The following is a 13,896-nucleotide window of genomic DNA, read 5'->3' as shown; positions in this document are numbered from 1 at the left end:
TGATAATAGCGATTTTTTACAAAATATCTACGACTTGAGCGTGAATCTTCTACGCGCTCTACATGCTTAACGCAAATTCTGTATGAACGGTCTCGTTTGTAGGTCAAAACTATCAGAATTTACTTTTAAAACTGAGCCTTGCGTATACCAATCCCCTAAAACAATTCGGGTCTTTTTAACGCCATCGACGTCAAAAAAATGTGTGTTCGGGCGATGTGTGTGACCATGAATCATTAAGTTGACGCAGTTCTGAGACATCACTTTCTCGACCTCATTTTGGTTGACGTCCATGATATCTAATGACTTGCTCATTTTATCATCACGAATATCGGATTGAACTTTTGAGACAATTTTCTTCTTAATGAACCAAGGAATACGGTTAAACAACCATTGTAGCCATGGCTTGTGAACGGTTTTTCTAAACTCTTGGTATTTCACATCGTCAATGCAGAGCGTATCGCCATGTAGGATTACGGCTTTTTGACCATAAAGATCAATCGTGCAGACATCGTCGAGTAATGTCATACCGGTTTCTTTGCAAAAGCGTTTGCCGAGTAAAAAATCTCGATTGCCTTGGATGAAAAAAGTTGGCACACCCGCATCCGTCAGTGCTTTAAATTCTGCACGGATTTGGTCTGCAAAAGGGGTGTTGTCATCGTCACCAATCCAGAATTCAAACAGATCGCCGAGTACATAAAGTGCATCAGCTTTTGTTGCTTCTGTTCGCATGAACGTCACAAAACATTCCGTGATATCAGGACGTGATGGGGTAAGGTGAAGATCGGAAATAAATAATGTCGTCATAGAAATAAGGGGAAGCTATGCCTCCCCATTAACTTATCTTTTAAAAATAATTCCTAAGAATTACTCTTCAATTGTTGTACCAGTGATTACTACGTCTTCTAGAGGTACGTCTTGGTGCATGCCGTAAGAACCAGTGCTAACGCCTTTGATCTTATTTACGATGTCCATGCCTTCGATTACTTCACCGAACACACAGTAACCCCAACCGTCTAGGCTTTCGCTACGGAAGTCTAGGAATGTGTTGTTGTTTACGTTGATGAAGAACTGAGAGCTTGCTGAGTGCGGCTCCATAGTACGTGCCATAGCAAGTGTACCCACTTTGTTGCTAAGACCGTTGTTTGCTTCGTTCTTGATAGGTGCACGAGTCGCTTTTTCACGTAGACCAGACTCCATACCACCACCTTGGATCATGAAGCCGTCAATTACACGGTGGAAAAGCGTGTTGTCGTAGAAACCGTCGCGGCAGTACTGAAGGAAGTTTGCGCTTGTCTCTGGCGCTTTCTCTTCGTTTAGTTGAATCTTGATGTCACCAAAATTAGTGTGAAGGGTGATCATGCTACTTTCCTTTACTGTGTTGTGTTGAGCCCGAGATTCTAGCCTAAGTTCTAGTGCTTTAAAAACTCAGGAAGAGGAAATTCTTCGTTTTGTGCTTGAAGTTTAGCCGATTATCGTTTTATCGGTTAATTGCTATTACCTAACTAGGTTGGAGTTGATATACTCATCTTCTTTTATTCATTCACAATCATAGATAGAGATCATGTTAAAGATATATAACACACTCACAAGACAGAAAGAGGAATTCAAACCAATTACAGCTGGCAAAGTCGGTATGTATGTCTGTGGAGTTACCATCTACGATCTCTGTCACATTGGTCACGGTCGTACTTTCGTCTCTTTTGACGTTGTATCACGTTACCTTCGCTACTTGGGCTATGATCTGACGTTTGTACGTAACATCACAGATATCGACGATAAGATCATCAAACGTGCCGCAGAAAATGGTGAGTCTTGCGATTCATTGACTGAGCGTTTGATTGGTGAAATGCACGCTGATTTTGATGCGCTGAACATGAAACGTCCGGACGTTGAACCTCGTGCGACACAGTTTATTGCTGAAATCATCGAATTGGTTGAGAAGCTAATCGAGCGCGGTTTTGCATACGTTGCAGATAACGGTGACGTAATGTTTGAAGTGGGTAAGTTCAACGAATACGGCAAGCTTTCTAAGCAAGACCTTGATCAGCTTCAAGCTGGCGCGCGCGTTGATATCGAAACAGCAAAACGCAGCCCTCTAGACTTTGTACTTTGGAAGATGTCTAAGCCGGGTGAACCAACGTGGGAGTCACCATGGGGTCCTGGTCGTCCAGGTTGGCACATTGAGTGTTCAGCAATGAACTCTTCAATCCTAGGTAACCACTTCGACATTCACGGCGGCGGTTCTGACCTTCAGTTCCCACACCATGAAAATGAAATCGCGCAATCATGCTGTGCACACGATACACAATACGTGAACACATGGATGCACAGCGGCATGGTAATGGTAGACCGTGAGAAGATGTCTAAATCTCTAGGTAACTTCTTTACTATCCGTGACGTTCTTGGTCACTACGATGCTGAAACAGTGCGTTACTTCCTAATGTCTGGTCACTACCGTAGCCAGTTAAACTACAGCGAAGATAACCTAAACCAAGCACGTGCTTCGCTTGAGCGCCTGTACACATCTCTACGTGGTTTAGACCTAAACGCGGCGCCTGCTGGTGGTGAAGAATACGTATCTCGCTTCACTGCAGCGATGAACGATGACTTCAACACACCAGAAGCGTACTCAGTTCTGTTCGACATGGCGCGCGAAGTTAACCGCCTGAAGACAGAAAACCTAGAGAAAGCGAGCGAACTCGGTGCGCTAATGCGTGAACTAGCTGACGTGATCGGTATTCTTCACCAAGATCCTGAAGCCTTCCTAAAAGGTGATGCGGGTAACGATGATGAAGTGGCTGAAATCGAAGCTCTGATCAAGCTGCGTAACGACTCTCGTGCTGCGAAAGATTGGGCGAATGCAGATATGGCTCGTGACAAGCTGACCGAAATGGGCATTGTTCTGGAGGATGGTCCAGAAGGCACAACGTGGCGTCGTAAGTAATTGAATTTTCATTTTTAAAGGGCTGATAATTCAGCCCTTTTATTTTCCATTTCCATAAATTAAAACTTTAACTTTAGGTAATGCTCTGTGGCTCAGATGTATTTCTATTACTCAGCAATGAATGCGGGTAAATCAACAACGCTTCTTCAATCCTCTTTCAACTATCAAGAACGCGGCATGACGCCAGTTATTTTTACGGCTGCGCTAGATGATCGTTTTGGTGTCGGTAAAGTGAGCTCTCGTATTGGTCTTCAATCTGACGCACATTTATTTCGTCAGGATACCAATTTGTATCAGGAGATCGCAGCTCTGAATGAGGTTGAAAAACGTCACTGTATTCTTGTTGATGAGTGTCAGTTCTTGTCGAAAGAACAAGTTTATCAACTTACTGAAGTCGTTGATAAGTTGCATATTCCAGTATTGTGTTACGGCCTTCGCACCGATTTTCTAGGCGAACTTTTTGAAGGCAGTAAGTATCTATTATCTTGGGCAGACAAGCTGGTTGAGCTCAAAACAATCTGCCATTGCGGCCGCAAAGCGAATATGGTTATTCGTACCGATGAACACGGCGTGGCAATTAAAGAAGGCGATCAAGTTGCGATCGGCGGTAACGATAAGTATGTCTCCGTATGCCGCCAACATTACAAAGAAGCGCTCGGTAAATAAGCCGTATTGATACAGAAAAGCCACCGAACTTGGTGGCTTTTTGTTGCCGGTTAGAAAAAGTTAGACTAAGTCAAAACCAAACCGCTCGAGTAAAACCTGGTAAGAAGATTCGACTTGCTGAGGGATGTTCTGCTCGGTTTGAAATCCTTTCTCTGGATAGCTTTTTACGCGAGAGAAATCTTCCATTAGTGCTTCTAGCACCATCATTAATGGCATGTCTTCATTAATGTATTCAAAAAATGGAAGAGCCGCAGAGCTTACTTGGAGCTGAGTGTAGGGTGACTGCCACTGTTTTTCAAATGTCGCGATTGCTCTACGCTCCATAAACGGTTTTTGTACCAGAATAAACGAGGAACACTGTTTTCCTTCCTCTTTTAATCGTTGCTCAGTAAAGCGAACATTTTCTCCACTGTTTGTGGATTCAGTTTCGAGCAAAATTGCTTCACTTGGAACGCCCGACATCTTTGCAATCTCGGCAAAGGTTTCTGCTTCGCTTTTTTCAAACAGTCCATCTGTGAAGCGACCTTCACCCCCTGAAAATACAATCAAAGGTGCCAACTTTTGGTGGTAGAGCTTGGCAGCGTGCTCCGCTACACGCACATCATTACTGCACATCACAAACAAACAGTCCGCAGGTTTCAGTTCATGTTTGAGTTGCATGTAATCCCAAAGCGTTTCTATATGTCTATAGAGTCTCATAGCGCATCCAAAGTTGAATTGAAGTGAAATCGATAACCAAGTGAGAGTAGTTTGTCAGCAAGAATACGCTTGTCAGCTTGCTCTGTGACGGGTGGAAGAGGTATCTCACTTCCGATTTTGTTTATGGCAGCTTGGTAGAACTCAGCCTTGCTGACAGTATGAGGTGTCGTAACGTTAATGACTTGGTTGCTTAAATTGCCTAAGGCAAATTTCGCAGCCGAGACAGCATCATCTTGATGAAGCATATTAGCTGGTGCTTTACGACTAACTTGTTGAAGCCTTGCTGCAAAGCGAGATGGGTGTCTATCTGGCCCGATTAATCCGCTACAACGTAGAATAACAAAGTTAATATTCGAGTCGATAACATGCTGCTCTGCTTGAAGCATAATACGTGCATTGTCAGAGAAATAAGGGCTTTCGGCTGCTAAAGAGAGTGACGCGTCAGCTTCTTCCATATCGGAAGCAAGGTTAGGGTAAACCGTGGTAGAGCTGATCATGAGAAGTTTTTCAACGTTGTTTTGCTTAGCTGCGTTGGCAAGTATTTGCCATTGCTGTGCATATTCTTGACCGCGTCCTTTACGAAATCCTGGAGGAAAAGCACCGATAACGTGCGTAATTTGATGCTGTTTGAGCAGCTCATCTAGCCGTGCTGTGGCGTTCAATTGATTGAAATCGAACAATGCGGAGTGAGTTAATGAGGTGGGTAACTCTTTTAATCGAGTTTGGCTACGACGAGTGACGACAACATAGTGTCCATCTTTCATCAATGTTTCTGCTAGCGGAGTTCCGAGCCAGCCTGCACCTACGATCAATGTATTTGCCATTTGGGTCTTCCTACTTACTTATGTCTGCCCGAATAGGTTGAGCAGTTCTGCTTTGGCTTGTTGATGGAGGGGATCTGAATGCCATTTCTGGTGCTGAATAAGGTCAACATTGACTTGCCAAGCCAGTTTTGTGAAATCATCCCCAACTTTTTTTAATGTATTAGGTGAATACGCGACTAAATGCTGTGGTAGAAAGCACCAACCAAACCCTTTATTCGCCAATTCCAACAAAATATAGTAGTTATCAGCGTACCAGATATCTGGGCTAAATGCTTGATTGAGACCACATGGCTCTGCACTTTTGGATCGTATGACCAATTGACGATGTTGTTTTAGTTGATCAATGTGAGTGATTTGCTGCTTTGCTAAAGGATGCGTTGAAGAGACATAGACATCAAATGCAATATTGCCAAGATTGGTGAAATCGATGTGCCTTGGCATTTGTAAATCACTCAAAATAATCCCAGTCGTGGCGCGTTCCGACTTAACCAATTCAATGATATCAGGGCTTGATGCCGTTAAGCATTCAACTTGTAAGTGTGGAAAGCGTTGCTCTAACTTCTTTAGCACATCCGGCAAGCGAGTCAGAGGAATCCCTTCATCAATAGCTAAGACTAATTTGTTCGTTGGCGTGGAAAAGAGCTGCGATGCCCTATTGTTTAGGCGGTCGAGTTGGCTGATTGTTGCTTGTGCATAAGGTACGAGCGCGAGGCCATTCTCAGTTAATTTAGGGTACCTGCCTGATCGATCAAAAAGCTCAACGCCACAGTCGATCTCCATATTCATGATGTGCTGGCTCACTACAGATTGAGCTCGCCCCAGTTTTCTAGCTGCTCCTGAAAATGATCCTGCTTCTGATGTAGCAATAAAAGCTTGCAGTTGTTCGATGGTAAACATATCGCTTAAACCGATGGTATCTAACTTTTGGTTATCTAAATAATAGATAAAATTCTAAGCATTGAGTAGAACTATTTGGACAGAGAAATATGACTCGTAACGAACGAATTTTTCATGCAGTACTTTTTGAGTTAATCGCACTCGCGATTATTGTACCAGCGGCTTCATTGATCACTGGAAAGGGCTCTAGTGATCTTGCGTTGGTTGGGGTCGGGTTGAGCATGTATACCGTGATATGGAACTACATCTACAACTTGTACTTTGATAAGTGGTTTGGTGGCAATCGAGCTGAGCGAAGTTTAGCGATGCGGCTTGGACACACTGTTGGTTTCGAGGGAGGATTGATCTTTATCTCTCTACCTGTGATTGCCTGGTTCTTAGAAATTACGCTTCTTCAAGCTCTGATGCTGGAAGCCGGCTTCCTCGTTTTCTTCCTATTTTATGCTACTGGTTTTAACTGGTTGTATGACAAGGTTCAACCATTTAGCAAAATGAAAAAGCGATTATTGCCGCAGGCATCGACAGGAAAAATATAGGACTAAAAAACGCCACCGAGTTCGGTGGCGTTTTTTGTTCAAATTACACAGACAAAACTCTTAAAATCTTATCTGCATGTTCTGCAACTTCAATGCCTTCGTCTGTTAGATAACCACCGTCAGGCTGTGTACAAAGTTGCTTCTCATATAGACGAGCAACGGCTGCCTGCATTTCTTCTGACGCGTCTGTATGAACTTTAATACCAGTTGCAGCACTACTTAGGTCGAACTGAAGAAGTAGATTCAATTCGGCGATATGTTCAGCTGAATATTTCATAAATGATTCCTTTGCGCTTTTTTTACCAAGCTAGTCTGAAAAGTAGCGTTGGGCAACATTCAACGACAAGAAGTGTTAAGTATGGCGCTATCAGGCTGATATAACGCAGGATCTTTGTTCGAAAGGCCGAATACTTGTTAAGTATCAATGATACTTACGGTAGCGAATGATAGGCGCTATTTATTGCTTGATCTCCCAATAACAACGATTTTAGTAAACACGCCAAATAGCACTTGAAAAAATAGGGAAATAGAGCGATTATCCGCGCCTCTTTAAATGTTTCTAAATGTTACACCAGAATGAACTTTAATCAGTTTGACTCACTATTACCGCCACAAGCTGCGGAACGCGCGGCTGAAGTGGGGGTAGGCAAAGCAACGAAAGCTCCAATCAAATCTTTTCTGCTCGCCATTTCTGCGGGGCTTCATATTGGTATTGCTTTCATCTTCTATACCACAGTAACGACAGGCGCAGGCGAGCTGCCTTGGGGCATTACACGACTCATTGGTGGTCTGGCATTTAGCCTTGGTTTGATTTTGGTGGTGGTTACTGGCGGCGAGCTTTTCACTAGCTCTGTGCTAACACTAGTTGCGCGTGCGAGTGGAAAAATCTCTTGGCAAGCACTTATCAAAAACTGGTTGGTGGTTTACTTTGGCAATATGGTTGGGGCCATTTTGCTCGTGGCCTGTATGCTAGTTACCAAGCAATATATGTTTGATCATGGCCAAGTTGGTCTTAACGCGATGGCGATCTCCCAACACAAATTACATCATGGTTTCTTTGCTGCTGTTGCGCTTGGCATTATGTGTAACGTATTAGTTTGTATTGCAGTTTGGATGACGTTTAGTGGGCGAACATTGACAGATAAAATAGCGGTCATGATTTTGCCTGTGGCTATGTTCGTGTCGGCAGGTTTTGAGCACTGTATTGCGAATATGTTCCAAGTTCCTATGGCGATTGGTATTAAGTACTTTGCGCCAGAAGCGTTTTGGCAAATGACAGGGGTAGATATTGCAAACTACGCGGACTTAAACATGATGGGGTTCATCGTAAACAACCTAATTCCTGTTACGATAGGAAACATTATTGGTGGTGGCGTATTTGTTGGCATGTGGTATTGGATGATTTATCTACGCGATGAAGATAACCATTTGCGATAAGTTTAGAAGATCACAAGAAAGGCGAACCAGATGGTTCGCCTTTCTTTTTATTTGTCTCTGCAAATGCCAAATAAGTCGAGTCATGCTAAATCAACTCTTCGTTGATGCCAAAATCGGTTGGGAGCCAATGAGAAGTTACTTCCTTTGGTTCTTGAACTAGCCAATCCAGAGGTGCATCGGACAGGAGTTCATCGTAATTTTCTTTGATCATTAAGACATCCATGTACGTCTCTCCAAGTTTGTGGTCACTGCCTTTACTTTAAAATTAGAACATGTCAGTCACGTGATCAATGCATGACGATTCGATTGATCACTTATGTTGCTATGTTTCTGGTTGCGTATAGGTTTTGGGGGCTTATCCACATTTTCTGTGGATAACCTGTATCAAAGGTCGTGCGTATCTAAACTTGCAAAGAAAATTTCATAAAATTAGAGGCTTATATCAAAAAGAATTCTGCCTGACTTTTCATCTGAAAGCGTCTTGATGAGTGCTCGAAGAATAGTTGAGTTATTCAGTTATAAGTACGTTCGACTTGGCAATATAAGTTGTTTAACGGTCTTTACCTACAAGCGCCAGCTAACCATGAGTTTTGGTCGATTCGGGTTGCTCGATTTTTATCTTGATTCGGCCTTCTTTGGTTTGTACCCAGCGCAATGTCATTTCTAACGTTATGGTTACGGAGGCACTCAACATAACGAAAATCGCCAGCATAATTACTAACTGGTATTTAATCGCAACCATCGGGCTCGCGCCACCTAGAATTTGACCGGTCATCATACCCGGTAAGGTAACCAGCCCTGTAGTGGCCATAGAAGTTAAAGTCGGGGCAAGGGACTTTCTTAGAGCCTCTTGAATGAAGGGGAAGGATGCGTAGCGAGGAGATGCTCCAAGTGAGATTGCAGCCTCATATTCTGCTTGTCTCTGCTCAAAAGCCGTAAACAAATTCTGAAGAGCGATGATATTACTACTCAAGCTGTTACCCAATAACATACCAGCAAGTGGGATCATGTACTGCGCATTGTAAATAGGGGATGGTTGCACTAAGCCTGCTGTAATTGCTATCAGAAGTGGTATTAGACCACAGGTAAGGCCCGTTAGTAGCGGAAGCATAAGTGGCTTTTTAGGTAAGCGAGCTTTTCCCGCAATTGAGCTGGCACCAATCAGTAGCATGATGGCAAGCCAAAGTATATTGACAAGTAAGCTGTTTGATTGAAAAAGATATTCTAAATACACGCCAATCAATATGAGCTGAAGTGTCATTCGGATAACACTGATTATGGTGTCTTTTGCTATCCCTAATTTGTAGCGAGCATTGATAAAAAAGGGGACCAATAAAATCAAACCAAACAGTGCCAGTTTGACCCAGCTTATATCCACCACGTTATCCATAATCGCTCCTTGAAAATACGCGAATAATTGTATCTAAGCCTCCCCTTTATATGAACCACTACGTGCACTTTTTGCTGTTCTTAAAGTAAATCTTGAGTGCTATTTTCGACATTAATACGCAGCATTTTGTTTACAAACGGTTATCTTTTTCGGAGTTTTTAAGTCGATTTATGGCATGGTAATTACGATTTAAATGTGATCGATGTTTCTTAAATGTTGTTTATTTAACAACCCCTTAAAAGACTTATTTTGTCACATCTGTTCATGTTTTTTAATAAATAACATCAATCCATCATATCTCTGGATGAGCTCAAAAAAGTGTTGAATTACAAGGTCTGAGGTCGCTTATTTGATTGAACCCTACTATTAGTATGGTCTAACATTTTCCATTAGAGATTGTAAAAAACTTAAGCTTGGTTACGCGGGCTTTTCAATAACACTAGATACAAAATAGGCAAATGTATGAGTGATGTTAATAAAATTGAGAGTGGTGAAAAACGCTCCCTGGAGTGGAAGTCGTTCCTCTTCATTGCAGTTGTTCTCTTCCCAATTCTGAGTGTGGCCTTTGTTGGCGGCTACGGGTTCATAGTTTGGATGTTGCAAGTCTTCTTCTTTGGGCCTCCAGGCGCGCACGGCATGTAAGCCAGTGAGCTCATAACCACACTTTTGAAAAGATTTTAAGAGAGCAAATAATGAAATCATTAATCATTAAACTGTGGCGTACCATGACGCGCCCAGCTGTACATATCAGCCTAGGTGTGCTGACTATGGGCGGCTTTATTGCTGGTGTTATCTTTTGGGGTGGCTTTAACACCGCTCTAGAAGCAACCAACACAGAAGAATTCTGTATTAGTTGTCACACAATGCGTGACAACGTGTACGTTGAGCTACAAGAAACGGTGCACTGGAAAAACCACTCTGGTGTTCGTGCTACCTGCCCTGATTGTCACGTTCCACATAACTGGACAGATAAGATCGCTCGTAAGATGCAAGCTTCTAAAGAAGTATTTGCACAAGTATTTGGCAACTACGACGAACCGGGTGTGTTCGAAGAGCGTCGTATCGAACTTGCTAAACACGAATGGGATCGTTTCTCGGCAAACAAATCTCTGGAGTGTAAAAACTGTCACAACTACGAATCGATGGATTTCGAGCAAATGTCTCCTACGGCTCGTATCCAAATGAAGCAAGCCGCTGAGAAAGATCAAAGCTGTGTTGACTGTCACAAGGGTATTGCACACAACCTACCAGCAGGCATGGACAGCATTGGCGGTATCGTGGGTGATCTAGAGGGTATGACTTCTAACACAGATTACGGCGTTGGTCAGCAACTCGTGAGCGTTCGTCACCTACCAATTTACTTTGATGCGCAAGGCAGTAAAGAAGCTGGTCTTCTTAATCCTGCATCGACCGTTAAAGTTCTTGAAGACAAAGGCGAGTTTGTTGAGATCGAAATTGACGGTTGGCGCAAAGCAAAAGGTTTTGGTCGTGTAATTCAAGAAGACTTCGGTAAGAACATTGCGACTGCGTCTCTGATGAAAGAAGCAGCAACAGACAGCAGCATTGTGACGACTGGTGAGAAAAAAGTGGATGAGTTAACAGGCCTTCCTTGGGAAAAAGTAGCGGCGAAAGTATGGATTAAGAAAGAGTCTATGCTGAACGACATCAATCCTGTTTGGGAAAAATCTCGTGAAGCCTACAAGACCAATTGTTCTGTATGTCACACTCAACCTGCGGAAGCGCACTTCGACGCGAACACCTGGCCAGGTATGTTCGACGGTATGTTGGCGTTCGTTAACCTAGATACAGACAGTGAAGCACTGATCTTGAAGTATCTACAGAAACACTCTTCAGATTATGCTGAAGGTCACCACTAATAAGCGTCGGATTGGAGTAATTTTAAATGGCTATTACACGAAGAAGTTTTCTTAAAGGTGTAGCAACCACAAGTGCAGCGTCAGTAATTGGTCCTAGCTTATTGGCGTCCGCCTCTGCAAATGCCGTTGAGACGACAGGTACTTGGAAAGTAACCGGTTCTCACTGGGGCGCGTTCCGCGCCCACATCTACGCGGGTAAAGTTCAAGAGATCAAGCCGCTAGAGCTAGACAAAAACCCAACAGAAATGTTGAACGGCATTAAGGGTATTATCTACAGCCCTTCACGTGTTCGTTACCCAATGGTTCGTCTAGATTGGTTGAAGAAACACAAATACAGCGCGGATACTCGCGGTAACAACCGTTTCATCCGAGTAACTTGGGATGAAGCGCTAGACTTGTTCTACCGTGAGCTAGAACGTATTCAAAAAGACTACGGCCCATGGGCGCTGCATGCAGGTCAAACAGGTTGGAATCAAACGGGTTCATTTAACAACTGTACCGCGCACATGCAACGTGCAGTGGGTATGCATGGCAACTTCATCACGAAAGTAGGTGACTACTCGACGGGTGCAGGCCAAACCATTATGCCGTACGTGCTAGGTTCAACCGAAGTTTACGCACAAGGTACGTCTTGGTCTGAGATCCTAGAAAACTCTGACAACATCGTTCTTTGGGCTAACGACCCAGTGAAAAACCTTCAAGTAGGTTGGAACTGCGAAACGCATGAGTCGTTTAAGTACCTTGCACAACTAAAAGAAAAAGTGGCGAAAGGTGAGATCAACGTTCTATCTGTAGACCCAGTGAAGAACAAAACTCAGCGCTACTTAGAGAACGATCACTTGTACATCAACCCGCTGACAGACGTAGCGTTCATGCTCGCTGTGGCACACGTGTTGTACAACGAAAACCTGTACGATAAGAAATTCATTGATACTTACTGTCTAGGCTTTGAAGAGTTCATTCAATACGTTCAAGGTAAGACAAAAGACAAAGTAGAGAAGACGCCCGAATGGGCAGCAGCGATTTGTGGCGTGAAAGCGGACAAGATCCGTGAATTCGCACGCATGCTAGTCAGCGGTCGTACACAGATCCTGATGGGTTGGTGTATCCAGCGTCAAGAGCACGGTGAGCAGCCATACTGGGCAGCGGCTGTGGTTGCTGCAATGGTTGGTCAAATCGGTCTACCTGGCGGTGGTATCTCTTACGGTCACCATTACTCAAGTATCGGTGTGCCTTCTACTGGTTTCGCGGGCCCTGGTGGTTTCCCTCGTAACCTTGACCAAGGTATGAAACCGAAGTGGGACAACAACGACTTTAACGGTTACAGTCGTACTATCCCAGTTGCACGTTGGATCGACTGTCTGCTAGAACCTGGCAAAGAGATCAACTACAACGGCGGTAAAGTGAAACTGCCAGACTTCAAGATGATGGTTATCTCGGGTTGTAACCCATGGCACCACCATCAAGATCGTAACCGCATGAAGAAAGCGTTCCGCAAACTTCAAACGGTTGTAACGATCGAGTTTGCTTGGACTGCGACATGTCGTTTCTCAGATATCGTTCTACCGGCGTGTACGCAATGGGAACGTAACGACATCGACGTATACGGTTCATACTCGAACAAAGGTCTGATTGCGATGCATCGCCTCGTTGATCCATTGTTCCAATCTAAGCCTGACTTCCAAATCATGAGTGAACTCACTCAGCGTTTTGGTCGCCGCGAAGAATACACTCGTGGTATGAGCGAGATGGAATGGATCGAAAGCCTTTACAACGATTGTAAAAAAGCGAACGAAGGTAAGTTCGAAATGCCAGAATTCAACGAGTTCTGGGAGAAGAGCGTACTAGACTTCGGTGAAGGTAAACCTTGGGTTCGTCATGCGGACTTCCGTAAAGATCCTGAGCTTAACCCACTAGGTACACCGTCTGGCTTCATCGAGATTACATCACGCAAGATCGGCCGTTACGGTTACGAACACTGTCAAGAGCACCCAATGTGGTTCGAAAAATCAGAGCGTTCACACGGTGGTCCTGGTTCAGATAAATATCCATTCTGGTTGCAGTCTTGCCACCCTGATAAGCGTCTTCACTCTCAAATGTGTGAGTCTGAAGAGTTCCGCGCGACTTACGCGGTACAAGGTCGTGAGCCGGTTTACATCAACCCAGCGGATGCCAAAGCAAAAGGCATCAAAGATGGTGATTTGGTACGTGTATTCAACGGTCGTGGTCAGCTGTTAGCTGGTGCTGTTTTGACTGACAGCTACCCACGTGGCGTTATTCGTATCGAAGAAGGTGCATGGTACGGTCCTCTAAACGAGAAAGAGGGCGCAATCTGTACCTACGGTGATCCTAACACGCTAACGCAAGACATCGGTTCTTCTGAGCTTGCACAGGCGACTTCTGCGAACACATGTATCGTAGACTTCGAGAAGTTCACAGGTAAAGTGCCGCCAGTCACTTCATTTGGTGGTCCGATCGAAGTTGCTTAATTAGTGCAGTTTGCATAAATCGAAATACCAGCCTCAGGGCTGGTATTTTTTTATCAAAATTTCAGTGAGCGTTGTCTCAATAGTAACTTCATAACGTTAAACAAGACTGGTATTCGTGATGATGGTAACGAATTGGG

General features: G+C 43.9%; 15 protein-coding genes. 7 read left to right on the top strand and 8 right to left on the bottom strand.

Annotation, left to right across the window (positions count from 1 at the left end; genetic code table 11):
- Positions 1-66: 66 nt before the first annotated feature.
- A complete protein-coding gene (lpxH, locus tag J4N43_RS09745; protein WP_005389817.1) occupies positions 67-804 on the bottom strand; it encodes a UDP-2,3-diacylglucosamine diphosphatase in 738 nt (245 codons plus the stop codon).
- 60 nt (positions 805-864) lie between these two features.
- Positions 865-1,359, bottom strand: coding sequence for a peptidylprolyl isomerase (locus J4N43_RS09740; RefSeq protein WP_005378156.1), 495 nt, complete (start codon positions 1,357-1,359; stop codon positions 865-867).
- Between the two features lie 202 nt (positions 1,360-1,561).
- On the opposite strand from J4N43_RS09740, the gene cysS reads away from it, so the two are divergent.
- Positions 1,562-2,944, top strand: a complete 1,383-nt coding sequence (gene cysS / locus J4N43_RS09735) for a cysteine--tRNA ligase (protein ID WP_005378155.1) — start codon at positions 1,562-1,564, stop codon at positions 2,942-2,944.
- Between the two features lie 87 nt (positions 2,945-3,031).
- Positions 3,032-3,610: a thymidine kinase gene (locus J4N43_RS09730; protein WP_005378154.1), complete on the top strand. Its 579-nt coding sequence runs from the start codon at positions 3,032-3,034 to the stop codon at positions 3,608-3,610.
- A 60-nt stretch (positions 3,611-3,670) separates the two neighbouring features.
- Here J4N43_RS09730 and J4N43_RS09725 read toward each other — a convergent pair whose 3' ends face one another.
- From J4N43_RS09725 to J4N43_RS09715, 3 genes are read right to left on the bottom strand one after another with little or no spacing between them, the layout of a single operon-like run.
- Complete coding sequence (locus tag J4N43_RS09725) at positions 3,671-4,309, bottom strand: YdcF family protein (protein WP_025766874.1); 639 nt, start codon at positions 4,307-4,309, stop codon at positions 3,671-3,673.
- Positions 4,306-5,133 carry an NAD-dependent epimerase/dehydratase family protein gene (locus J4N43_RS09720; RefSeq protein WP_025766873.1) on the bottom strand — a complete coding sequence of 276 codons (828 nt, stop codon included), beginning with the start codon at positions 5,131-5,133 and terminating at the stop codon, positions 4,306-4,308. The genes J4N43_RS09725 and J4N43_RS09720 overlap by 4 nt, the downstream gene beginning before the upstream one ends.
- Before the next feature lie 18 nt (positions 5,134-5,151).
- On the bottom strand, positions 5,152-6,030 hold the full coding sequence (locus J4N43_RS09715; protein ID WP_005378151.1) for a LysR family transcriptional regulator: 879 nt from the start codon (positions 6,028-6,030) through the stop codon (positions 5,152-5,154).
- A gap of 89 nt (positions 6,031-6,119) precedes the next feature.
- On the opposite strand from J4N43_RS09715, the gene J4N43_RS09710 reads away from it, so the two are divergent.
- Positions 6,120-6,566 carry a PACE efflux transporter gene (locus J4N43_RS09710; protein WP_005378150.1) on the top strand — a complete coding sequence of 149 codons (447 nt, stop codon included), beginning with the start codon at positions 6,120-6,122 and terminating at the stop codon, positions 6,564-6,566.
- A gap of 43 nt (positions 6,567-6,609) precedes the next feature.
- Here J4N43_RS09710 and J4N43_RS09705 read toward each other — a convergent pair whose 3' ends face one another.
- Complete coding sequence (locus J4N43_RS09705) at positions 6,610-6,843, bottom strand: TIGR02647 family protein (protein WP_005378148.1); 234 nt, start codon at positions 6,841-6,843, stop codon at positions 6,610-6,612.
- 299 nt (positions 6,844-7,142) lie between these two features.
- On the opposite strand from J4N43_RS09705, the gene focA reads away from it, so the two are divergent.
- Positions 7,143-8,003, top strand: coding sequence for a formate transporter FocA (gene focA, locus J4N43_RS09700; protein ID WP_054577945.1), 861 nt, complete (start codon positions 7,143-7,145; stop codon positions 8,001-8,003).
- Between the two features lie 85 nt (positions 8,004-8,088).
- Here the strand turns inward: focA and J4N43_RS09695 are convergent, their stop codons facing one another.
- Positions 8,089-8,226: a hypothetical protein gene (locus J4N43_RS09695; protein WP_005378145.1), complete on the bottom strand. Its 138-nt coding sequence runs from the start codon at positions 8,224-8,226 to the stop codon at positions 8,089-8,091.
- A 354-nt stretch (positions 8,227-8,580) separates the two neighbouring features.
- Positions 8,581-9,393, bottom strand: coding sequence for an ABC transporter permease (locus tag J4N43_RS09690; RefSeq protein WP_158159618.1), 813 nt, complete (start codon positions 9,391-9,393; stop codon positions 8,581-8,583).
- Between the two features lie 462 nt (positions 9,394-9,855).
- On the opposite strand from J4N43_RS09690, the gene torE reads away from it, so the two are divergent.
- The 3 genes from torE to torA are packed head-to-tail and all read left to right on the top strand — an operon-like array spanning position 9,856 to position 13,759.
- Positions 9,856-10,035: a trimethylamine N-oxide reductase system protein TorE gene (torE, locus tag J4N43_RS09685; protein ID WP_005378141.1), complete on the top strand. Its 180-nt coding sequence runs from the start codon at positions 9,856-9,858 to the stop codon at positions 10,033-10,035.
- A 50-nt stretch (positions 10,036-10,085) separates the two neighbouring features.
- Positions 10,086-11,270 carry a pentaheme c-type cytochrome TorC gene (gene torC, locus J4N43_RS09680; protein ID WP_033905099.1) on the top strand — a complete coding sequence of 395 codons (1,185 nt, stop codon included), beginning with the start codon at positions 10,086-10,088 and terminating at the stop codon, positions 11,268-11,270.
- Positions 11,271-11,296: 26 nt separating this feature from the next.
- Entirely contained in the window at positions 11,297-13,759 is a 2,463-nt protein-coding gene (gene torA / locus J4N43_RS09675) for a trimethylamine-N-oxide reductase TorA (RefSeq protein ID WP_005378138.1), read from the top strand.
- The last annotated feature ends 137 nt before the right edge of the window (positions 13,760-13,896 follow it).

This window comes from Vibrio sp. SCSIO 43009 (genome assembly GCF_023716525.1).
In the GTDB taxonomy this organism is placed as follows: domain Bacteria; phylum Pseudomonadota; class Gammaproteobacteria; order Enterobacterales; family Vibrionaceae; genus Vibrio; species Vibrio alginolyticus.
This window is presented reverse-complemented; position numbering and strand designations above follow the sequence as displayed.

Excerpts from the sequence above, each read along its gene's own strand:
- torC (WP_033905099.1), top strand. The coding sequence starts at position 10,086 with ATGAAATCATTAATCATTAAACTGTGGCGTACCATGACGCGCCCAGCT.
- J4N43_RS09715 (WP_005378151.1), bottom strand. The coding sequence starts at position 6,030 with ATGTTTACCATCGAACAACTGCAAGCTTTTATTGCTACATCAGAAGCA.
- focA (WP_054577945.1), top strand. The coding sequence starts at position 7,143 with ATGAACTTTAATCAGTTTGACTCACTATTACCGCCACAAGCTGCGGAA.
- cysS (WP_005378155.1), top strand. The coding sequence starts at position 1,562 with ATGTTAAAGATATATAACACACTCACAAGACAGAAAGAGGAATTCAAA.
- J4N43_RS09725 (WP_025766874.1), bottom strand. The coding sequence starts at position 4,309 with ATGAGACTCTATAGACATATAGAAACGCTTTGGGATTACATGCAACTC.
- J4N43_RS09710 (WP_005378150.1), top strand. The coding sequence starts at position 6,120 with ATGACTCGTAACGAACGAATTTTTCATGCAGTACTTTTTGAGTTAATC.
- J4N43_RS09740 (WP_005378156.1), bottom strand. The coding sequence starts at position 1,359 with ATGATCACCCTTCACACTAATTTTGGTGACATCAAGATTCAACTAAAC.
- J4N43_RS09705 (WP_005378148.1), bottom strand. The coding sequence starts at position 6,843 with ATGAAATATTCAGCTGAACATATCGCCGAATTGAATCTACTTCTTCAG.
- J4N43_RS09690 (WP_158159618.1), bottom strand. The coding sequence starts at position 9,393 with ATGGATAACGTGGTGGATATAAGCTGGGTCAAACTGGCACTGTTTGGT.
- J4N43_RS09720 (WP_025766873.1), bottom strand. The coding sequence starts at position 5,133 with ATGGCAAATACATTGATCGTAGGTGCAGGCTGGCTCGGAACTCCGCTA.
- lpxH (WP_005389817.1), bottom strand. The coding sequence starts at position 804 with ATGACGACATTATTTATTTCCGATCTTCACCTTACCCCATCACGTCCT.
- J4N43_RS09695 (WP_005378145.1), bottom strand. The coding sequence starts at position 8,226 with ATGGATGTCTTAATGATCAAAGAAAATTACGATGAACTCCTGTCCGAT.
- torA (WP_005378138.1), top strand. The coding sequence starts at position 11,297 with ATGGCTATTACACGAAGAAGTTTTCTTAAAGGTGTAGCAACCACAAGT.
- torE (WP_005378141.1), top strand. The coding sequence starts at position 9,856 with ATGAGTGATGTTAATAAAATTGAGAGTGGTGAAAAACGCTCCCTGGAG.